Source organism: Myroides albus (genome assembly GCF_024722315.1).
Lineage (GTDB): Bacteria > Bacteroidota > Bacteroidia > Flavobacteriales > Flavobacteriaceae > Flavobacterium > Flavobacterium album_A.
Map to the genome: position 1 here is coordinate 228,430 of NZ_CP102754.1, position 23,122 is coordinate 251,551.

Annotated in this window: 16 protein-coding genes; 6 read left to right on the plus strand and 10 right to left on the minus strand. The window is 34.0% G+C overall.

The features are described 5' to 3' along the window. Nucleotides 1-28 precede the first annotated feature (28 nt). Entirely contained in the window at nucleotides 29-337 is a 309-nt protein-coding gene (locus tag NWE55_RS01125) for a hypothetical protein (RefSeq protein ID WP_155092781.1), read from the plus strand. A 571-nt stretch (nucleotides 338-908) separates the two neighbouring features. Here NWE55_RS01125 and NWE55_RS01130 read toward each other — a convergent pair. Next, a complete protein-coding gene (locus tag NWE55_RS01130; RefSeq protein ID WP_196216226.1) occupies nucleotides 909-1,616 on the minus strand; it encodes a GNAT family N-acetyltransferase in 708 nt (235 codons plus the stop codon). A 367-nt stretch (nucleotides 1,617-1,983) separates the two neighbouring features. Between NWE55_RS01130 and NWE55_RS01135 the strand changes: the two genes are divergently transcribed. From NWE55_RS01135 to NWE55_RS01145, 3 genes are all read left to right on the plus strand, one after another. Then, on the plus strand, nucleotides 1,984-3,462 hold the full coding sequence (locus tag NWE55_RS01135) for a catalase (RefSeq protein WP_258204470.1): 1,479 nt from the start codon (nucleotides 1,984-1,986) through the stop codon (nucleotides 3,460-3,462). Between the two features lie 116 nt (nucleotides 3,463-3,578). Next, the gene (locus tag NWE55_RS01140) at nucleotides 3,579-6,179 is read left to right on the plus strand and encodes an SEL1-like repeat protein (RefSeq protein WP_258204471.1); all 2,601 of its coding nucleotides are present in this window, start codon (nucleotides 3,579-3,581) and stop codon (nucleotides 6,177-6,179) included. Between the two features lie 218 nt (nucleotides 6,180-6,397). Then, a complete protein-coding gene (locus tag NWE55_RS01145) occupies nucleotides 6,398-7,972 on the plus strand; it encodes a zinc-binding metallopeptidase family protein (protein ID WP_155092778.1) in 1,575 nt (524 codons plus the stop codon). A gap of 281 nt (nucleotides 7,973-8,253) precedes the next feature. On the opposite strand, the gene NWE55_RS01150 is transcribed toward NWE55_RS01145, so the two are convergent. The 9 genes from NWE55_RS01150 to NWE55_RS01190 all read right to left on the minus strand — a co-directional run bounded on the left by NWE55_RS01150 (nucleotide 8,254) and on the right by NWE55_RS01190 (nucleotide 19,994). After that, on the minus strand, nucleotides 8,254-9,309 hold the full coding sequence (locus NWE55_RS01150) for a linear amide C-N hydrolase (protein ID WP_155092777.1): 1,056 nt from the start codon (nucleotides 9,307-9,309) through the stop codon (nucleotides 8,254-8,256). Nucleotides 9,310-9,382: 73 nt separating this feature from the next. After that, complete coding sequence (locus NWE55_RS01155; RefSeq protein ID WP_155092776.1) at nucleotides 9,383-10,687, minus strand: cryptochrome/photolyase family protein; 1,305 nt, start codon at nucleotides 10,685-10,687, stop codon at nucleotides 9,383-9,385. 188 nt (nucleotides 10,688-10,875) lie between these two features. After that, nucleotides 10,876-12,060, minus strand: a complete 1,185-nt coding sequence (locus tag NWE55_RS01160; RefSeq protein ID WP_155092775.1) for a porin — start codon at nucleotides 12,058-12,060, stop codon at nucleotides 10,876-10,878. A gap of 3 nt (nucleotides 12,061-12,063) precedes the next feature. Next, nucleotides 12,064-12,819: a succinate dehydrogenase/fumarate reductase iron-sulfur subunit gene (locus NWE55_RS01165; protein WP_155092774.1), complete on the minus strand. Its 756-nt coding sequence runs from the start codon at nucleotides 12,817-12,819 to the stop codon at nucleotides 12,064-12,066. 12 nt (nucleotides 12,820-12,831) lie between these two features. Then, the gene (locus NWE55_RS01170; RefSeq protein ID WP_155092773.1) at nucleotides 12,832-14,751 is read right to left on the minus strand and encodes a fumarate reductase/succinate dehydrogenase flavoprotein subunit; all 1,920 of its coding nucleotides are present in this window, start codon (nucleotides 14,749-14,751) and stop codon (nucleotides 12,832-12,834) included. Between the two features lie 9 nt (nucleotides 14,752-14,760). Further along, nucleotides 14,761-15,417 carry a succinate dehydrogenase cytochrome b subunit gene (locus NWE55_RS01175; RefSeq protein ID WP_155092772.1) on the minus strand — a complete coding sequence of 219 codons (657 nt, stop codon included), beginning with the start codon at nucleotides 15,415-15,417 and terminating at the stop codon, nucleotides 14,761-14,763. Nucleotides 15,418-15,752: 335 nt separating this feature from the next. Then, complete coding sequence (locus NWE55_RS01180) at nucleotides 15,753-16,646, minus strand: hypothetical protein (RefSeq protein WP_155092771.1); 894 nt, start codon at nucleotides 16,644-16,646, stop codon at nucleotides 15,753-15,755. 991 nt (nucleotides 16,647-17,637) lie between these two features. Then, on the minus strand, nucleotides 17,638-19,071 hold the full coding sequence (gene mdtD / locus NWE55_RS01185; RefSeq protein WP_155092770.1) for a multidrug transporter subunit MdtD: 1,434 nt from the start codon (nucleotides 19,069-19,071) through the stop codon (nucleotides 17,638-17,640). A 341-nt stretch (nucleotides 19,072-19,412) separates the two neighbouring features. Then, nucleotides 19,413-19,994: an anthranilate synthase component II gene (locus NWE55_RS01190; RefSeq protein ID WP_155092769.1), complete on the minus strand. Its 582-nt coding sequence runs from the start codon at nucleotides 19,992-19,994 to the stop codon at nucleotides 19,413-19,415. 39 nt (nucleotides 19,995-20,033) lie between these two features. Here NWE55_RS01190 and NWE55_RS01195 point away from each other — a divergent pair, with 39 nt between their 5' ends. Both NWE55_RS01195 and NWE55_RS01200 read left to right on the plus strand, forming a co-directional pair. Continuing rightward, a complete protein-coding gene (locus tag NWE55_RS01195; protein ID WP_155092768.1) occupies nucleotides 20,034-21,005 on the plus strand; it encodes an aminodeoxychorismate synthase component I in 972 nt (323 codons plus the stop codon). Between the two features lie 283 nt (nucleotides 21,006-21,288). Further along, a complete protein-coding gene (locus NWE55_RS01200) occupies nucleotides 21,289-22,980 on the plus strand; it encodes an acetate--CoA ligase (protein ID WP_155092767.1) in 1,692 nt (563 codons plus the stop codon). Nucleotides 22,981-23,122: the final 142 nt, after the last annotated feature.

Sequence of the window (23,122 nt, forward strand, 5' to 3'; positions counted from 1 at the left end):
CAAGAATTAATCTCTAAAAAAACTAATAATGAGTAAGCATTATATTACTTGTCAAAAGTGTAAAACTGAAAATCTTAATAGCGATTATTGCGTAAACTGTGGGGAAGTCATCAACCTTGTTTTACGACGTCAATTGGAACAACAAAAAGTTACTGAAGAAAGAATTCAAAAAGAAATAAATGCTGAACCTACAAAATTTGAAAAGTTTACTCGTAAGATGTTAAAACACCAGAATCCTTTGATACGCATCACAGCCCTAATTATCCACTCTATTTGGATTGTTGGAGTTTCTATTATGGCTGGTATTGCTTATATCATTGGCTTTATCGCAGCTTAACAAAAAAAAGCAAATTTGAGTTTATTATATTTAATCAGTTCCTAAACGACTCCTTTGCTATAAAGCAAGCAGGAGTCGTTTTATCCTTTTAAATGAAAACAAAACTTTTTTATATCAGTTGTTGCATAGCAGCAATAATCTATGGACTACAAAAAGCAGATATCACTCTTCCGTTATGGATAAATAATTATGTAAATGATTTTTTAACGATACCCCTTGTCCTTAGCATTTGCCTATTCACATACAGAAAGGTCAAACGCAATAAAACTTTGCAATTGCCCTTGAGTTTTATATTAATTACTACATTCTATTACTGTTTCTATTTTGAATGGTATTTGCCTCAAAACAACGAAAGATATACTGGGGACTGGATTGACTGTGTCATGTATTTTTGTGGCGCATTGATATTCTATAGCTTAAATAACGCAAAAGCCCTAAAGCAGTACTCTAAATACTTAATTAAAGTATAGCTCTTTGCGTTTTCACATATGTTATTTCTAATTGACGTTTTACTGAATATATGTTAGCACAACCACCTAAAAACTACAATAGTTTTAATGCTCATACACAATTAATCGTCCAAATTATATTGCATCCATACATTAGGCTCTATATAAACTCCTCTATTTGTTTCAATACTTATTTCTATAGGGTTTAATGCAAAGGGAATAATATATTTTCCTGACGATTGAAAAGTATACCCCGTCCATTCTTCCCATTGTTTTACAGTACCATCAACGAACATAGACTCCTTACAAACTTTAACTATCTTAGCTCCATTGTTCAAATGAGTTCTGATCCAAGAGTCGTAAGGTTGCCCTTTTTCATTAATCCACTGCATATAATCTTCCATTCTTTGCAATGGGTACAAGTGCTTCATACTTGGGCGAATTGGCAAAATAAAATCTTTCAACTTTTGTTCTCTCGCTATTGCTTTCATGAATCTCAAAAGCAATTTACTTATCCCCTGACCTTGATAATTCTTGTTGACCGCTATTTGAAGTGCACAAAGTGTATTAACCTTTGACTGTTTATCCTTGTCAATAAAAGCCTTTTCTAAAGCCCAATCCCATCCCCTATCGGATAAATTCTGGCGCTCAGATTTGGTCAAATACAAGGGTACGCAATTGCCATTGGCTACTAAAACATCACCATCCATTAGAAAAAATTGAAACAAAGGAAACTCATAATAAATCCTTTCCCAATACTCCATATTTATGCGGTCATTTAAAATATATTCTGGCCACACATTTAAGGCATCTACCTTCTCTAATAACAAGTCAAACTGAGGAGATTCAGTTTGAGTCGTTCTAATAAAAGAATATCTATTCTCTTGTATGTATCAAAATCGATTAAATAAAAACATACCTTTTTAATAGGCCTAAAGATAAATATTTCAAAGTATTTCCCCTACAAGATATATTCCTTTAATAAATAAAAAAATCAAACACATCTAATCATTAATGGCTTAATTATTGTATTTATTATTTGATTCTATTAAATAAGATAAAACTATTATTAAATATTTAATTATAAGTTTTACTTATAACAGTATCGATTCATAATATCAAATAGACTATAATTCAACAACTTATCGCGCTAAGTTTGTACCAAGAAAAAAGATATAAACTTCTAACAAATAGATTATGGAAAATAAAAAATTAACTACGGCTTCGGGAAGACCATATGTAGATCATGAAGATTCATTAACAGCAGGCGCAAGAGGTCCTGTTTTATTAGAGGATTACATTTTACACGAGAAATTAGCTCATTTCAACAGAGAGCGAATTCCTGAGCGAATTGTTCACGCTAAAGGTTCTGGAGCTTATGGTACTTTTACCGTTACTAATGATATTACAAAATATACTAAAGCTAAACTATTTGCAGAAGTAGGAAAACAAACGGATGTATTTGTACGTTTTTCAACTGTAGGTGGTGAAAAAGGATCTGCTGATTCTGAAAGAGATCCAAGAGGATTTGCAGTAAAGTTTTACACTGAAGATGGGAATTGGGACTTAGTGGGTAACAATACTCCTGTATTCTTTATCAAAGATGCTAAGAAATTCCCAGACTTTATTCACACTCAAAAAAGACATCCAGCAACTAACTTAAAGTCACCTACAATGGTGTGGGATTTTTGGTCATTAAACCCTGAAAGTTTACACCAAGTTTTGATTTTAATGTCTGATCGAGGGACTCCTTTTGGATTTAGACATATGAATGGTTATGGAAGTCATACTTTCTCAATGATAAACAGCGACAATGAGAGAGTTTATGTAAAATTCCATTTCAAAACTGCACAGGGAATTAAAAACTTAACAGGTCCAGAAGCAGATCAAATGAGAGCGACGGATATGGATTATGCTCAACGCGATTTATATCAAAATATCTCAGAAGGAAATTTCCCTAAATGGAATTTAAAAATTCAAGTAATGACAGAACAACAAGCGAATGAAGCTGTTGTTAACCCTTTTGATGTTACGAAAGTATGGCCTCATTCTGACTATCCACTAATCGATGTTGGGGTTATGGAATTGAACAGAATGCCACGCAACTACTTCCAAGATGTTGAACAAGCAGCTTTTGCTCCGACTCATATTGTAGACGGTATTGGTTTTTCACCTGATAAAATGTTACAAGGGCGTATTCTTTCTTATCCAGATGCACAGCGTTATAGATTAGGAACTAACTACGAGCAAATCCCTGTAAATCGCTGTCCTTTTATGACTAACAACTATCAACGTGATGGATACATGCGTGTAGATGGAAATGGAGAAGATTCACCAAATTATTTCCCTAATAGTTTTGATGATATAGTTGTTGATCAAAGTTACGCTGAACCAGCACAAAGAATATACGGTGAGGTAGCTGATCGATTTGACAGAAATGCTGAAGGAGAAAATGATCACTTTAGCCAACCAGGTAACCTATATCGCATTATGACTGACCAAGAAAAGCAAAATACAATTAACAATATTGTAGCTTCTATGAGCGGTGTTGAAGGTCCTAAACGCAATGAAATTATAGGTAGACAACTTTGTCATTGGTTTAGAGCAGATGTAGAGTTAGGTACACGTATTGCACAAGGTCTTAATTTTGATATAAGCAAACACATGAATTCATAATAATTTTTTTTAAAACTCTATTACGAAAAGCGGTATTTCTTACGAAATATCGCTTTTTTCATGGAGAACATTTATCTCCGTTTTATGTACTTTAGCTTTTTAAATAAGAGCACTCAATGGCACATCGCTTATATGTTTACAACGTATCTTTAGACAAAGATTTTTACGACACTCAACTAATAGGAGAATGGAACTATGTAATTCCCATTTTCTTTTTTCCTCTATTTAGTAATCCCATAACTAAAGAGGAATTAAAAAACTTCGGTATCCGCAAGAATAAAGACTTATATTTTAATATTAAGAAAGCACTTCCTCTATTTAAAGAGTTTCACCAATGGCTCGTAGAAGAACACATTGTATATCCTTCCAAATTAGAAGAATATCAAACTGCGTATGAAAAGCAATTGCACTACTTTGAGAATCTACCTTATGACTACATACTGTTAGATGCTTCAGATGTTTATAATATGCAAGTTGGCAGTCACAAAAAGCAGTCCGAAGAACTAAGTTTAAGCATTGATGAACTTATCCATGAGTTTGTAACTACTTTTAATTACGCTTATGGCAAAGAATATATTGAAAACACAGCTGCTTACACTTATCACTTTGGAACTGGTGCTTCTTTAGTAGAACACATCAATAACGATTATGCAAACTACGGTTGGGATTGGCTTGAAAAAGACCAAAGTCAACTCGATCTTGATTGTTTTGTCTTTGAAGACAATGGATTATTTGGCCTAAAAAATTATAAAGGAGAGATCATCACCCCTCCTATTTATGAATATATAAACGACTTTGAAGAAGGCGCTAAGATTACTATTTATCAAGAAAACAACTTATATGGTTTTATTGATAAAAAAGGAAACATAATCATACCAGCAAAATTTGATGATGTTAGATCTCCTCACATTAACTATATTTTTGATCAAGACAATCAAGATACTCACATAGAGGAGTATTTAGCTCCTGTCTGTACAAATGAACATTGGGGACTAATCAATATAGAAACTCAAAGCTACATTATACCATCGCAACACAAAGACATTGAGTTAATAAATGCAACTTACTACAATGTGTTTAATGGAAGTAAATATGCTATTTTCGATGAAAAAGGCAAACAGTGTACTAACTTTACAAGTTCCTCATTATTTGAATACCACTACAGTCATTTTTGCTCACAGAAAGGAGAAAAGTATAGCTTTTATAGCCCTACCTTTAATTACTTAGGAGAATTTAACTACGCTGACGTTGAAGAAAGTTACGTCAAAGATACCCTGTTAATACCATCCTTAAACTATCCAAAAAAGAAAACACTTATTGATTACAGTGCAAATGTGATCTTAGATGACTTAGTTAGTGTTTCTCAATTAACTGACCAAAACATCCTTGTTAATAAAGGGGCAGAGAAAGGTATCTTTAACTTAAAGTCAAAACAATACACACTTGAACCTTTTAGGTGTAAAGTTGAACAGTACACTTTTTATGACATCAATTTACAACAACACCAACTCTACTTTTCTCATGGTAAGAAAAAGGGAATTTACGATAGTCAAAGCCAAAGGTGGGTTGTGCCTTATGAGAACTTTGATTACATTAAAGTACTAAACAACAACAAAGCTACTGTCAAGTTAAATGAAAAATGGGCTCTAATTGATTTCGATCAACAAGTTGACACTTTCGTTTACGATTGTAATTTTATTACTCTTCACAAAATATTTGAAGAACAAGAAGTTATTATTATCTACAAAGATGACACGGTATATAGTTATAAAAACAATCAATACCACTCCATCTCCAATAGTGTCATGTTACTTTTATACAGCATTCTAACGTATGACACGGACCAAGAATATGCCCTATTCAACAACTATTTTCAACGTGTAAAATCAAGTATCACTATTGCTGATTACCAACCTATCTCACACTTTAAAATAAATTGGATCAGAGAAAAGTTTCTTGAAAAAGAGGAAATCGCTTTATATGATCAACTCTTGTTTTTTGCAGAAGAATTAAATCACAGCGACCTACTCCAAGACTTAGGATACAAATACTTAACTGAGCCTGATTACCTCGATTACAACAAGGCTCTAAAGTTATTTCACATAGCAGAACAACACAACAATCCTTACTCTATTACCAATATTGGATATATGTACGAATATGGTTTAGGAACTGAAATAGACATTAAAAAAGCTTTAGAATACTATGAGAAAGGAGCAGAATTAGGTAATGAAACAGCTAAATATAATGCTGCTATTATCTACTATTTTGGACAGGGCAACATTGAGAATGATTTCAATAAAGCCCTATATTACTTTAAAAGAATCAAGAACAACGACAACTATATTGAGGACTATATAGCCGATTGTTACTACCTTTTAGGCGAGTACAATAATGCTCTGAGACACATTAAAAAAGACATCAAGCAAGAGGATCGACTGGGATCACTCCTATTAGGTAGAATGCATTGCTATGGTTATGGAGTAACAAAAGATGTAAGAAAAGCAATCCCTCTCTTGGAGAAAGCTATTCAAAATAATTGTACGAATGCCATTTATGACCTGATACATATATATGCCCATGAAGGCGATGCTATCGATCAAGAAAAGTTAGCTTACTACCTCAATCTTTTAAAAGAAAACAAGATGGAACTGCCCGAAGAATACCAAGACAAAAACTATCTTAGCAAACTTCTTGGAAAATGGTTTAAAAAGTAAAATACAAAGGGGATGAGCAGATTGTTCATCCCTTTTAGTATCTAATAAATAAACTCGTTTAAAAAAGCTTCTTTATAAATACGGATAAAATACTGCCAAAAGAGAATTAATTATCTTTTATTTTATGTTCACAACCCAATAATTCACTTAAACTCAGTATTAATCATTATTTTTATATCTTTCACAGCAACAACATTTTTCGCTAAAATTAACGTGATATGACTAAGAAAAAAGGGAAGCGAATTTTCAAATTAATAGTTTTAAGTATCTTACTTATCATTGGCATCAATTACATTTTAATCAATTGCTCGTCAAACACAAAGGTATATAACTATGATTTTAAAGCTGATACTTTACTTGAACAGAAATATTCAGAAGTATTGCCTAATAGAGATTCTTTGTGGAAGCATTTGGAAGAGTTAAACAACTTAGGTCCTCGTTATACAGGTAATGCTGCTCATGCTCATTTCGTTGAGTATATTCGCACTAAATTTGACCAATGTAATATTGAAGTATTTGAAGATAAAATAAACTTTACTAAATGGGAAGCTAAAAAATGGCAATTACAAACTATAGATTCCCTCAATAACAAAGAAATTATCCCTACCTCATTTTACTATCCCTATTCGGGTTCAACAGAGGCTAAAGGAATCACTGCCCCCTTAGAATACGTAGGGAATAGTAAATCTAAATTGAAAAATGCAAAGGGTAAAATTGCCATTTTTGAAGTAAGCATACCTCCTGTTCCAAGATCCATGCTCTTTCGTAAAAGAAGTTTATATCCAACAGATACTCATCTCCCTACTCTAATAGAAAATACAGTTATTGCATCAGTTTTGAATGGCCCTGATTTACAAGAAGCTCATGATAACGATGTATTAGGTATAATCTGTGTTTGGAAGAACCTCTCTGGTGAAAATGCACTTAACCAATACTTGCCTTTCACTACTCCTTTGTTTCACTGTCCTACATTATGGGTTAATCAAGAACAAGGGGAAAGATTAAAAGAATTAGCCAAACAAAATAAATCAATTAACTTAGTTTTAGAAGCTGATATTACCCCTGATAGTGAATCCTCTACTTTGTATGGAATAATAGAAGGAAAAAACTCACAAGAGGCAATTATAATAAACACACATACCGATGGCCCCAATGCTATAGAAGAAAACGGAGCAATAGCCTTAATTGAGCTTGCCAAATACTATAGTGCTTTACCAAAAGAAAAGCGAAATCGAACGCTAATCTTTGTATTCGCTACTGGACATTTTCAGCTACCCCAGTTTGGTATAAACCACAGGCAAGCAACGTCAAAATGGCTCAAAGATCACCCTTACTTATGGGATGGAGTAGATAGTCACAAAAAAGCTATTGCAGGTTTGACAATAGAGCATCTGGGAAGTTCTGAATGGAAGGATAACAATCAACACACTGCTTATTCAAAAACAAATCCTATTGATTTAGAATTAGTTTACACTTCCAATAAAACAATGGATGCAATTTATTTAAAAGCTCTTGAGGCAAGAAACAAGGTTCGAACAATGACTCTTCGCCCACATAATACATTCTATTTCGGAGAAGGCCAACCATTGTATCAAGTAGGTATTCCAACCATATCTTTAGTTCCTGCACCAGACTATTTATGCAAAGAAATGCCCAATGGAGATATCGATAAATTAGATAAAGAATTAATATATGAGCAGACAATGACATTTAAAAAAATCATCGATATACTTGACAAAGTAAATGCTAAAGAGATTAGCCAAAATGATTCCCAATCTTTTGGATTGTGGTAAAAAAGAAAGAGACTATCAAAAAAGATAGTCTCTTTTACAATATATTCATTACTCTCCCATCTCCTATACGAGATAGGCTAAGATTAAAATCAAGATAAGTAATTCGCAACATACGCGAAAGCCACAGATACGAAAAGTACTGCTACAAAATAGGTCTAAATTAGCGATATAAGCATACAATAGGATAGCTTAAGAACTAATAAAGGAGCTATGAAGTAGAATTGCATTTCAGTATTTAGCTCATGCGTAGTTTAGGTTAACCTTTACAACCAATATTGTCCTTAAATTCCCAAAAACTGGAATGGCTTACTATCTTTCAATTGTGCATTTGCTAATCCAAAATATTGCTCACCATTAGCTACTTGCAATTTTTTAACAGACTGTCCTTTACTAAAATCAAGTGTTTTTAAATCTAACCACATAGGTGATAAAGAAATAGGATCTTCATAGTAATAAACTAAATTCTTTTGATCAGAAACTGTTCTCCATCTTGTTGAAGATAAATTTGGCTCACCGTCAATATGTACTCCAAAAGGTACCGAACAATTGCGAATAACACTGAAAATAGCCCCTACAGACAATTTCTCATCATCACTTTGTTCTACCGCTGTTGCATAGTACTTCGCTCTGGCAAAGCGATCCTCTGATCTTCCTGTTCCTGGCAAATTCTTATTTCCTGGCAAAAAGCTCAAATAATTATTAATAGCTAATTGTTTTTCAAAAGTTGGTGAATTAGTTACCACTGTATACGAAGGATCATGGTATACATTTAACTTTCCATCAATATACTCAAACACAGCGTTATCTCCAGTTGCATCAGATACTGTTAAGTGAACTGTTGCTAATGTAGTACGACCCGGTGTATTTGCAGTTACTACTACCAATGGGTTCTTTTGTAAATCGACTACTGCTTCAGCAACAGTAGCATAGTTATCTAAGGCATACTGTGCCCACATTGCCAAGCTTATTCCTTTATCTTTACCATTTGGGTTATATTCTGGGTATTGAGATTCAACTAACCATAGGATATTTGCTACTAATCCTTTTTCATTCATCCCATCTGTCGTAGCTAAATCAAATGCTGAGGTTACCACACTTCCGTACTTTGCTGTCCATTTCGCAGAGGCTTTTCCTACCTCTCCTACTCTTTCTATCCCTCTTGGAAATACCCAAATATTAGGCATGATTTCCTCTTTCCAATCCATTGAACGAGCTGTTAATATCGTATTGTTTGGCCCTTTATACATTACTCGAGTACATGCTAAAGCGTCATTAGCTATTAAGGCAATCGCTCCTACTAATAATACTTTGGCAATCTTGCGTTGAATTGTTTTCATATTCTATACTAGTTTTAGTTTCTTAAAAATAAGCAATTATTACACCAATAACCGATTTTCACCTGTTTTTTTATCAAATCAAAGCTTTTTTATACGTTTCAATCGCACGTATCCTTGCTTCTTTATTATCTACTATAGGATTTTTATAGTCTAAAGAATCAAATTCTTGCACCCATTTTCGAATATAAACTCCCGTTTTATCAAACTTTTTCTGTTGTTCCAGTGGATTGAATATTCTAAAATACGGAGCTGCATCACAGCCACATCCAGCAGCCCACTGCCAATTTCCATTATTAGATGCTAAATCATAATCTAATAAATACTGTGCAAAATAAGCTTCTCCCCACCTCCAATCTATCAACAAGTGCTTAGTCAAAAAACTCGCTACTACCATTCTTACACGGTTATGCATAAACCCCGTTTCATTTAACTCTCGCATCCCTGCATCAACTAATGGATATCCAGTTTGCCCTTTACACCATAAGTCAAATTCTTCTTCGTTATTTCTCCAATTAATTCGCTCGTATTTATCTTTAAAACAAGAGTTAACTACCTGTGGAAACAAATACATAATTTGACTAAAAAAATCTCGCCAAATCAACTCCTTTAGCCAAACTTCATTGTGATGTAAAGCGAAATTCACACATTTTCTAATCGAAATCGTTCCAAATCGCAAAGCTATGCCCAAGCGAGTAGTACCCTCAATAGCTGGATAATCTCTATTCTTATCATAGTTACTGATAATCCCTTCATCTAAAATAGGGTGAGTATAATCTAAACTTGACCTTTCAAACCCCAATTCTTCCAAAGTAGGCAAGTCATTTTCTACGGAAACAAAACTCTCTTGACAAAGTATAGTCGTATAGTCAAATAACGCTCGATCATCTAATTTTACTCTCCACATTTTAGCATAAGGAGTATAGATCTGATAGGGAGTTCCATCACTCTTCAATATTTCACCTCCTTTAAAAATAACGTGATCTTTATACTGAAAAAAGGAAATATTGCGAGATGACGCCTTCTTTGCAATCAAATTATCTCTGTCAATAGACGTTGGTTCATAATCTTCATTACAATAAATTGCCGCTATATCGTATTGTTCAAATAGTTTATCATAAGCTTCACTCGCTGTTGTATGCAAACACATGACAGAAGTATGATAATCTTTTAAAGTGTTATTTAGAGAGTTAATCGCCTGATGAATATAATCCACTCGAGCATCATCTCGACGAGAAAAGCGAGCGAGAATACTTTTGTCAAAAATAAATAACGGCAGTACGCGATAACCTGAATTTAAAGCGAAATACAAACCTACATTATCTTCTATTCGCAGATCTCTCCTAAACCAAAAAACAACTACCTTCTCTTTTCTTTCCATAATGCAAACAATAAAAAAAACTCATTACCCCAGAAAGGATAATGAGTTTAAATTTAATAAAAAACAATTATTAATAAGTTGTTCAGCTGTTTTAATTATTGAAATACACACTACTAATACCCAGTAATATAAACGACCTATTTAACTTTATAATGAATTATTCAATCTTTTCGTCCAACTTAAACCTCTTAAAATCTACATTGGAACTGTATGAAAGCAAGATTTGAATTATATGCCTTGCTATCTTTTACACTCTGTTTAAAATTATCTATTTGCATTCCAACTTGTATTCTTGCGGCATAATTTTTTAGAAACTCCAAACTAAGCATAGGTACCCAAGTTTGTCTACCATTAGAGTTTACTTTTGAGTTTTCATCTAAATATTCATAACGACAGGCAAATTCAACTGCTTCGAAGTGCTTCTTACCGATTTCATAGCGTATATTAGGCAAGATGTAAAAACTTTTCATGACATAATCATTAAGTTCCCCAAAGCGCATTTCTGGTGCAGTGCTATAATACAAATTGTGGTTGGTTCCTTGTTTTGCCTCACTTTGAAAATCAAAACACCAACGATCATTTATTGGCAACTTGGCACTAACTTCTAAACCAACGGCATAGATTGTCTCTTTTTGAACTTCTCCCACTCCTCCACTAACTCCAACATTCAATTCATGTTCTTTATCTAAACTGAACAATAGTCTTGAAGAATAGTGTTTTCCATTATCTGAATCGGTTTTATTCCTTCCATTTCCATTGGTCACTGATAGTCCATAACTCATCGGTACTTTACCTAAATCTACACTACCAGTTAAAGCAGCACCTACCTGGAAACTCGTCCAACCATTACTTGAATACAAATAATATGAATTTGAATAGTCAATCGATTTCAGAACATCTGCTGGATAGGTTTCTTCTAATCCAAACAAAGGTCTAAATTGCCCAATTTGAACTTGTAAGTAGCGACTAAAGGTGTATTTAGCATAAGCATTCTCCAAAACTTTGTGTTTAGGATCTTGCTTAAAATCAGCTAAATTAACCAATGCGACTACCTCAAGGTTCTCCATGACAGTTGCATTTAAGGAAACCCTCATCCTCTTTAAGTCAAATGAATTACTCGTTCCTTCTCCATCACTATGATGCAGACCGTCAATATCAACACCATTTTTAAAATTATTCAAATATCTACCTTGAAACACACCTCCAACTTTAAACTTAGGATAAGTTGTCTCTACAGGATTTAGAATAATTTTTTCTTCAAAAACTTGAATGGTGTCAGTCACTATTTTTTCTTGAGCAAAAAGTGATACACTGCAACACAAAATCCCAAGTGCAATCCCTTTTCTCTGAATTGATCTAAACAAATTGTTCATAGATTATTTCTTTTTAAACTTCAAAAAGCTTGCTCGATTATACTCATAGTTCATACGTGCAATATTAAGTACTGAGATTCCCTGAGGACATTCTACTTCACACGCTTCAGTATTTGAACAGTGACCGAATCCCTCTTGATCCATTTGCCATATCATGCGCAGTGCTCGTTGTTTTCGTTCTTCTTTTGACTGTGGTAAAATAGCTAATTGTGTAATTTTTGCAGCAGTAAACAATGCCGCACTACCATTTTTACAAGTAGCCACACAGGCTCCACATCCTAAACAGGCTGCAGAATCAAATGCCGCTTCTGCTACTTCATGTGACACGGGAATTGTATTTGCTTCTGGTGCTTGACCTGTATTCACAGACACATATCCTCCAGAAGATATAATTCTATCAAATGCAGAACGATCTACTTTCAGATCCTTTTTTACTGGGAATCCCGCAGCTCTAAAAGGCTCTATCAAAATCGTTTCTCCATCTTTAAACTCTCGCATATGCAATTGACAAGTAGTTGTATTCTTTAAAGGACCATGCGCATTTCCATTAATCACAACACCACATTGACCACAAATCCCTTCACGACAATCGTGATCAAACTCTACTGGTTCTTCATTCTTTAAGATCAACTCCTCGTTCAAAGTATCTAACATCTCTAAAAAAGACATGTGAGTATTGACATTATCGAGCGTATAATCTACAAGCTTACCTTCAGATTTACGGTCTTTTTGTCTCCATATTTTTAAATGTAATTTCATAGACTATATATATTATTTATAACTACGGATAGTTGGTTTAACAAATTCAAATACTAACTCTTCTTTATTCAAGATTGGCTCCTGATCTAAACCGCCAGGCCATTCCCAAGCAGAAATAAATTGATACTGTTCATCATTTCGTTTTGCTTCTCCATCTTCCGTTTGGTATTCTTCTCTAAAGTGAGCTCCACATGACTCCTCTCGAGTTAAAGCATCGTAACACATTAATACACCTATTTCCAAATAGTCTGCTACACGACCTGCTTTTTCTAACTCGGAGTTCATTGTCTTAGATTCACCAGGAATGCGAACATCTTTGTAAAATTCTTCTCTTAACTTCTTGATTTCTACAATAGCGTATTCTAATCCCTCTTTTGTTCTTGCTAACCCACAATAGTCATATAATAGCTTTCCTAATTTCTTATGGAAATAATCGACTGTTTTTGTTCCTTTGATATTCAATAGGTTATCTAACTTCTCTCTTACCTCTTTTTCCGTTTTTTCAAACTCAGGATGATCCGTTGAAATAGCTCCTACTCTAATCTGATCTGCTAAATAGTTTGCAATTGTATATGGAGCAATGAAATAACCGTCTACAGATGCTTGTAACAATGAATTTGCTCCTAAGCGATTTGCTCCGTGATCCGCAAAATTAGCCTCCCCTAAAGCAAACAACCCTGGAACAGTTGTCATTAATTCATAATCTACCCACAATCCTCCCATAGAGAAGTGAGCTGCAGGCGAAATCATCATCGGCTCTTTATAGGCATTAATACCAGTAATCTTTTCATACATGGTAAATAAGTTTCCATATTTCTCAGCAATTTTTGCTTGTCCTTGCTCGCGAATTGCCTTAGAAAAATCCAAATAAACAGCATTCTTTAATGCTCCTACTCCATGCCCTGCATCTATTCTCTCTTTGGCTGCACGAGATGAAATATCTCTCGGAGCTAAGTTTCCAAAAGCAGGATAACGGCGTTCTAAGTAGTAATCCCTTTCATCTTCTGGTATATCATTCGCAACTCTTGTTTCATCCGCTTTTTTGGGAACCCAAATACGTCCATCATTTCTCAATGATTCTGACATCAAGGTCAGTTTAGATTGATACCCGCCAGATTGAGGTAGTGAAGTTGGGTGTATTTGAGTCCAACTTGGTGAGGCAAAGAATGCTCCTTTTTTATGCGCTCTCCAAATTGCAGAACCATTACATCCCATTGCCAATGTAGACAAATAGTAAATTTTACCAAATCCTCCGGTTGCCAATACAACAGCATGTGCTGCATGTCTTTCTATCTCACCTGTCTCTAAATTTCTAACAATAACTCCTCTTGCCTTACCATCAATAGTAACCAAATCTAACATTTCGTGAGAAGAATACAGCTGAACTGTCTTCTTATCTACTTGACGCATCAATGCTTGATATGTTCCTAAAAGCAATTGTTGTCCTGTTTGTCCTCTTGCATAAAACGTTCTACTAACTTGAACTCCTCCAAAAGATCGGTTATTCAAATACCCACCGTACTCACGGCCAAATGGCACACCTTGAGCTACTGCTTGATCTATCAAGTTTACAGAACACTCAGCTAAACGGTAAACATTCGCTTCACGTGCTCGGAAATCCCCTCCTTTAAGCGTATCTACAAACATACGGTAGATACTATCTCCGTCATTCTTATAATTTTTAGCAGCATTCACCCCTCCTTGAGCAGCAACAGAGTGCGCTCTACGTGGAGTATCTTGAAAGCAAAATGACTTTACATTATAACCCATCTCTCCAAGAGATGCCGCTACAGAACTTCCTGCTAATCCAGTACCAATTACTATGATATCTAATTTCTTTCTATTCGCTGGATTCACCAAGCGAGCAGTTTTTTTATAGTTAGACCATTTATCTTCTAATGGTCCTTGAGGTATTTTTGCATCTAATTTCATTACAACATCTTAATTTTGGGTGAAATACATATATAAAGGCATTAAAGCAAAGCCTACACATAATACTACAGAATAAATAATTCCAATTACGTTAATCCAACGAACAAACTTTGGATGAAATAATCCTAATGAGCGAACCCCACTATTGATACCGTGAATCAAATGATAACACAATGCAATCATCGCTACTACATAAAGTATTACAATCCACAGATTAGTAAAAGTCTCTTGTACTAACAAGAATAAATCCTTATTTCCATTAGCATCCACAGCCGTAAACTCTCCAAAACGATAGATATACCAAAAATTAGCAAAGTGTGTAACTAAAAAAACTAAAACTATAGTCCCTAATAATCCCATATTTCTACTATACCATTTGCTCGCTCTTCCTCTATTATCACGTTTATACAAACCACCTGCTTTTCTGTTTTTCAAAGTGATGATTAATGCATAAACAACGTGCCCGATAATAGACAAGTAAAGAACATAGGATATAATCTTTACAATAGGATTAGTTGTCATAAAATGCGAATAAGCATTAAAACTTAATTTTGCTTGTTCTGGTTCCAGAAATAATTGTGTATTCCCTAAACAGTGTATTAATAGGAATAAACACAAAAATAACCCTGTCGCTGCCATTACAATCTTGCGTGAGAGTGTGTTCATTTTTGTAAATGTTTAAAATAATTAAATATTTATTGAGCTAATCTATCTTGATTATGTAAAAATAAGATTCAAATAGTACCGTTAAAATGACAATTATCACAATAAATGTCTTTTGCCTAACAGCATTCGTATTTTAACATTTCAAATAAAAACTCAAGACCTTATTCAGTCATCAAACTTAAAATTATTGCTTTTCCTTAACATAAATAAATATTTCAACTTAGTTTTTTAAGATTCCGATATTATAGAACTATTATAAATAAAAACGTGTACCTTTTTAAAACTGTATGCTTTTATCTACAATTGCTTATTGAGGTTTTATAGTCGTTTTTATCCTATTGATTAGATACCTCAATCAAAATAGAATCACATTCTTCATAGTCCCCAGTTGTTACATCAAACTTGTATTTCATCTTTAAATTATTCAAACAGTTACCGTTTGCATCAAACTCTCCTGTTTCTACACTAATAATCAACACATCACCTTCAAAAGAAACTAATTCACATCTAATTTCTTCTTTTAAATCTCGATCCAAGAATTGAACAATATCACCCGATGCCGTATATTGCTTGTTGTACTTTTGAGCAAATTCATCAAAAGTTGTTACGTCAAATTTTTGCAGTAAAATATGATTTATCTGCTCATTTAGTCTTTTGGTTACTGCTGCATTTTTTAGCTCTACAAATAATCTCTTGAACCTATATACTTTCTGAGTAAATACATAAGAATCTTCGTTTTCATTACTCACCAAGACAGTCTTTGCATATTCGTTAGTAAAAGATTTAACCTCTATTTCGCTACTTCCTAAACCTCTTCCAAGTTTTTTATTTACAGCTTGGTTATTATAATATCCTTTAAGCCTTATTGTACTGTCGCTTGCAAAAGTTAAGTCTAAATACTCTCCCTTTTCATTAGTCAACCGCGCATGCCTTCCTGTTAACTTCCCTATTAAATAATTAGGATCTCTTTCCCAAAATAAAAATACGTGCAAACGCATAGAATCAAGTTCTTTATTCACGATTACATACCAACATTCGTCTGTACCGCTTAGCTTGGTTTTGCATTTTTTGCTTTTGTCAATATAAACGCGATTAAAATATTGTGGTAATTCAAGTTTCTCATTTTGATAATTGTTAGAGCGAAATGCTTTACAACCAGAGAGACCTATAACCATAAATAATCCCAGTATCAAAAAGCAATAACGTCTAAAAAGCGATCTTCTTTTCATTTTTTTCAAATTATTAATCTAAATATACACAATAGATAACCTATTTAACGCAAATTAAATATAATAAAACAAAAAATATTGTAGCTCTACGCTTACCAATTGATATGCATTTATTCCCTCTACAAGACGAGCACTATCTTATTTAGTGATGAAAACACTAAAATTAATAATCAAGTTGACGAATTTTAAAAAACAGATTAACATACTTTATGTGAGGGGTTTTCTTGCACTTCCTTCGGGTTTTCTTGCACCTTTCTTGGGGTTTTCTTGCCCAGAGCGTGCTTTTCTCGAAGAAAGGTGCAAGAAAACCGCAAGCAATGCCCTTGTATATCGCTACAAAGCTTTTAATAGATTGTCTAGTAAGTATGGAAAAACTATAAACTAATACCTTGATTCGAATTCACCTCATCTATAGCTTTTGTGGAGCTTGACATCCTTATACTTCATAGTATCTTTAGATATAACTGTCTTTAGTCTAATAGAAGATTTTTACCAAAAACTCCTGCAAAGTCTCATTATTCACTCATCATAAAGAATAAAAGAACACAGATAAATGGTAAAAGATATTTTCGTGCTAAAAAAGAAAGCTTAAAAATGATCTTAAAACTAATAAAAACAAAAAAAAACAGTAGTAAACCAAAGTCTACCACTGCTTCATTCTATATATCTTTTGTCTTAGTCCTCTAAGACTGAGGTTCTATTTTAAATATTTGATCAGCTACTTAGGTGCTTCCTCACACCCTTGTCTGAAATAGAAGCGATGTTTGTGTGTCCTTCTGTTATGACTATGTAGTTCTATCCTATCACACTTTCTACTATTAATAATCCATCTTCCTCATTAGCGAGCAAAACCCTTATGCACTTAAGAGAAAATCCTTATGTATCAAGATATTCCATTTGCTGTAATAAATCTCCTACCACACAAGCATCTTCTACTTTCAATTGCCTAATTCTCATATCACTCATTTATCACGCTGAAACTCATTTACCTTTACTTTGCTTCATCCTTATTGCTATACACTCTATTTCCAGCCATGCTTGCTCCAGAATTGCTATCTAATTTGGTAAAGACATAACTGGAGATTACGGTAAGCAATCCCATTACCAAGAACGTATAGCGAAAAACATCAATACTATCTCCTGTGTCTCCTACAAAACTCTTTTTGAAAATCAACAAGAACATTGCAGAAACTGAGATTCCAAGACTGATTGCCAGTTGTTGTGTTACGGACAAGAGGCTATTTCCTTCACTTGAAGTCTCATTATCTAAATCAGCAAGTGAGATTGTATTCATTGAAGTAAATTGTACAGCATTAAATGCCCCGTTGCCTATCATTAATAAAATCACAACCCAATAAGGCGTATTTCTATCAATAAAAAAGAACATCGAGATCAATAACCCTGTCAAAATAGTATTGGAAATCAATGTTTTTCTATAACCGTATTTCTTAACAATCGGCACAACAAAATTTCTCGAAATCAAATTAGATAAAGCTTGTGGGATCATCATTAACCCCGCATAAAAAGCAGAATAACCATACCCTACTTGTAATAAAAGAGGAATCATTAAAGGCATTCCTCCTATGCCAAGACGAGTAACCAAGTTGCCTATTAATCCTATTTTTAGAGTATCTATCTTAAATAAGCTAAGTTTGATTAAAGGAAAGGGCGTGCGTTTCGCATAATAAACATAACCTACAATACACAATATCGCCAATAAGCCAAATGCTATTAGATTGAATACTGATATACTCGGAGAATCCCAACGTTCAATCACAATTGTAATCATGGTTAACCCTCCACTCAATAGCAACCATCCCCATAAATCAAAACGCTTAACTTCATTTGTAAAATCTGGTACAATTGTCCTTGCAAACAATACAGCTATAATACCAACTGGTAAATTGATTAAAAATATCCAATGCCAAGAGAGTTTCTCTACCAAGAAACCACCAACTGTAGGCCCCAACATCGGACCGATAAGAGCTGGAATAGTAATAAAGTTAATCACCTTTAGCAATTTATCTTTTGGATAAGCGTAAATCAACGTTAAACGAGCTACTGGCACCATCATTGACCCTCCAATGGCTTGGAAAATCCTCGATAATATCAACTCATCTAAGTTTCGGGAAACTGAACAAAAAAGAGAACCTAACGTAAACAAAGTTACTGCTAAAATAAAAATCTTTTTTGTACCAAAACGGTCTGCTAACCAACCGCTGAGAGGAATAAGTAATGCAACAGTTAAAGTATAGGATACAATCACACTCTGCATCTGTAAAGGCGACTCTCCCAAGCTTTTCGCAATAGAAGGTAAACCTGTATTTAAAATAGTCGCATCTAAAGCCTGCATAAAGATTGCTAATGCGCCTAACCATGGTAAATATTTTTGGATTTTTGGATCTTTGATTACACCCGCTTTCATAAATTCACAGCAATTTTTATATGATTAGCTAATACAGATCTATATTAAAATCATATGTAGTAAAACATTCTAATAAAAATAAACAATGTTTGAGCTCTTGAGAACATTTTTATTTCTACTACTTCCTTTTTCATTCGTTTCTTGCGATTATTATTAGTTGTTAAACTTCTAATACTTCTCAGAAACAGGACAAAGATACGACATATAATCCAATTTACTTTTAACTCATTTTCACGATTTAATAGATTAAACAACATTTTAATCAACGTAAACTACATAAACCATGAATTTATTTCTGTTATTTCAATTTTTCAATCCATTTTACTCAACAGTCATAATTCTTACTGTTCAATCCAATTTTTTATCATCATTGCCCCTTGTTCTGTCATAAAAGACTCCGGATGAAATTGAATCCCCCTGATATTGTACTCCTGATGTCTTATCCCCATAATTATTCCATCAGTACTTACTGCTGTAACAATAAGCTCGGGTGGAATACTTTCAGCAGCTAATGCCCAAGAGTGGTATAAACCTACGGTGGAATTATTAGCCACCCCTCTAAATAACAATTCGCCAGAATCCAGAATACACAGTGATCGTTGTTGACCGTGTAAGACATCTGGCAAATTAAATAAAGTCGCACCAAAGTAATCTCCTATGGCTTGATGTCCCAAACAAATACCCAAAATAGGTTTGGTCTCTTTATACTTCTCTAAAACTTGATACATGATAGGGCTTTTTTGTGGAATATCAGGTCCTGGAGAAAAGACAATCTGATCAAAAGATGAAATAGCGTCAAGATTAATCTGGTCATTTTGAACAACAGTAACATCACAGTCTGGGTGCTCGTCAAATAATTGGTACAAGTTATAGGTAAAGGAATCGTGATTATCAATAATGATAATTTGTTTCTTCTGGCTCATAAAGTATTCGTAATTTTGAAAGCGAATTAAAACGTTGAAATGAATCTCAAAGATACAACTATAGCTAAAATGAACGAATTGGGAAGTCAAAGAATTCCCTTTCTCTTTATCATCGACTTTGAGGAACAAAATAGCTTTATCTCCCCTTTAGCAGAAATAGACAAGAATCAAGTGCAATACGACTTTAACCATATCACTAATACCACTTCTTGTCCTGTAAAAATAAAGCCTGAACTCAGCGCCTACCCTATTTCTTATCAAGAGTATTTAACCCAATTCGAAATAGTAAAAGACAATATCCAAAAGGGTAATTCTTATTTGTTAAACCTTACAATTCAAACACCGATAGAGCTAAACTGTTCATTAGAGGAAATATTTCATTCTGTTTCAGCCAAGTACAAACTTTTAGTCAAAGGGAAATTCACTTGTTTTTCACCTGAAATATTTGTCAAAATAAAAGACAATAGAATCTATTCTTTTCCAATGAAAGGGACAATTGATGCCAATCTCCTTCATGCCAAAGAAATACTGTTAAACGATGCCAAAGAAAATGCTGAGCACTATACGATTGTTGACTTAATTCGCAATGATCTAAACATAGTTGCTAAACGCGTAAAAGTAGATCGATTCAAATACTTAGATAAAATTCATACCTCTAAAGGTTCCATTCTGCAAATGAGTTCACAAATTAGTGGCGATTTAAATGAGAATTGGCATCAACACATTGGAGATTTATTTCAAAAAATTTTACCTGCGGGATCGATTACGGGATCGCCAAAAGAAAAGACAATTGAAATTATCAATCAAGCAGAAAGTTATAATAGAAATTTCTACACTGGCATTGCAGGTATATATGATGGAGAGAATCTAGACAGTGGAGTTTTAATTCGCTTTATAGAAAAACAAGGTGATAACTTTTACTACAAAAGTGGAGGTGGGATAACTTACGCAAGTGATCCGAGAAAAGAGTATGAAGAATTACTACAAAAAATATATATCCCCGTTTCTTAAACGTCACAAGGCAACCCAAATTTATTCTATAACTTTCCCTATCACTGACTTAGATAGCTAAAGAAAATTGCATATTATATATTTTACAACAGTTTATGCTTTTTACAAATGAAAAAATAAAATGAGGGATAGCAAAAGTCATTATATTACCAATCTAATACTTTTCTCTGTATTTCATTGAGATTTTGTCAATCTTTATTTGTTATTCACTATTAAATTTACAGCTCATATTTTTCAGTTATTCAATCTTTTATGTATATTTCTACAACCAAAAAACTAAAAAATGAGAGAATTGTATAAGAAAATCGGTGAGTTACTCATCGATCAGGACTATCGTGCCTTACACGATCTTAAAATCGACAAACCTGAACACTTTAATTGGGTGAAGGAGATTTTTGAAGATATACACGTCAAAGAAACACCAGATAAAACAGCATTACTTTGGACAGATGGAAAAGTAACACATCACTATACCTTCTTGACACTGTGTAATCGCTATAATCAGTTAATTAATTTTTTGCGTTCCAAAGGCATCCAACAGGGAGATGTGATTCTGACACAGATGATGTTACAGCGCATTAACTGGGTAACTCATTTGGCAACGATTAAAGCGGGATATAAGCTTTCACCAGCAGCAAGTATTTTAGGCGTAAAAGACTTAGCCTATCGCTTTGAGAAAATTACTCCTAAAGTTATTTTAGCAGATCAAGACAATGTCGAGAAAATTGATGCGGCAGAAAAATTAGCTGGTATTCATATTCCTGTTAAAATTATTGTTGACGGCCAACGAGAGGGTTGGTATCCTCTTGCGGTATTAGATGAGCAGTCAACCGAAGCAGAAAGTGCACATACGAAACCAGATGATGTTTTATTTATGTTCTTTACTTCAGGTACTACAGGTATGCCTAAGATTGTTTGTCATACACAATTGAGTCAACCCCTTGGTCACTTAACAACTACAGCGTGGATTGGAATTACCAAAGATGACATTCACTATAATATCTCTCAACCAGGATGGGCAAAATTTGCATGGAGTAGTTTATTCGCTCCCTGGAATGTAGGTGCTACTATTTTTGCTTTCCATACCAAAGAGCGATTTAGTGCAGCAACCACACTTGAATTAATTGAGAAACACAAAGTAACTACATTGTGTGCCCCACCAACTGTTCTACGTTTTTTCATCCAAGAAGATTTAAAGAAGTACAATTTTAGCTTAAGACAGTGTGTCGCAGCGGGCGAACCGCTGAATCCTGAAATAATTGAGGAATGGAAAGAGGGTACGGGACTACTTGTCAGGGATGGCTTTGGACAAACCGAAAGTACTTGTATGGTTGCCAATTACCCTACTGCTAAAGTAAAATATGGTTCAATGGGTAAACCTACATTCTTATATGATATCATCATCGCTGATGACAACGGAAAAGAAGTTCCAATTAATGAAGAAGGAAATATATGTGTCAAAACAGGTACTGATCAACTTAATGGCATATTTAAAGAATACCTATACGATAAAGAAAAACAAGCACAGGTATTTAGAAACGGTGTATATTTTACTGGAGATAAAGCATATAAAGATGAAGATGGGTATATTTGGTTCATTGGTAGAGATGACGATGTTATCAAAGCGTCTGATTATAGAATAGGTCCTTTTGAGGTAGAAAGTGTATTGCTTGAACACGATTTAATTGTCGAATCAGCAGTAGTGGGAAGTCCACATGCAGTCAAGGGATTTGAGGTCAAAGCATTCGTTATTCTCAATGACCACACAAAGGCATCTGCTGAATTAGCTAAAGAGATCTTTGCTTATTGTAGAGAACACTTAGCACCTTATAAAATGCCGAGAAAAATTGAATTTGTAACGGAATTACCAAAGACGATTAGCGGTAAGATAAAAAGGGTTGAACTTAGAGCGCTACAAGCTGAGCGCATCGCTAAAAAACAAGAGGTTCCACTTGAATTTGATTATACTAAATAAAGAACTGAATAGTTTCTCCCCATAAAAAAAAAGAGGCTGTCTAAAAAGCCTAAAAAACAAAACCCCGTCTAAAAAAGGCGGGGTTTTTTCATTGTTTGTCCTCAAAAATAATTATCTTCAAGGTGCAACCAAACAATAAGAA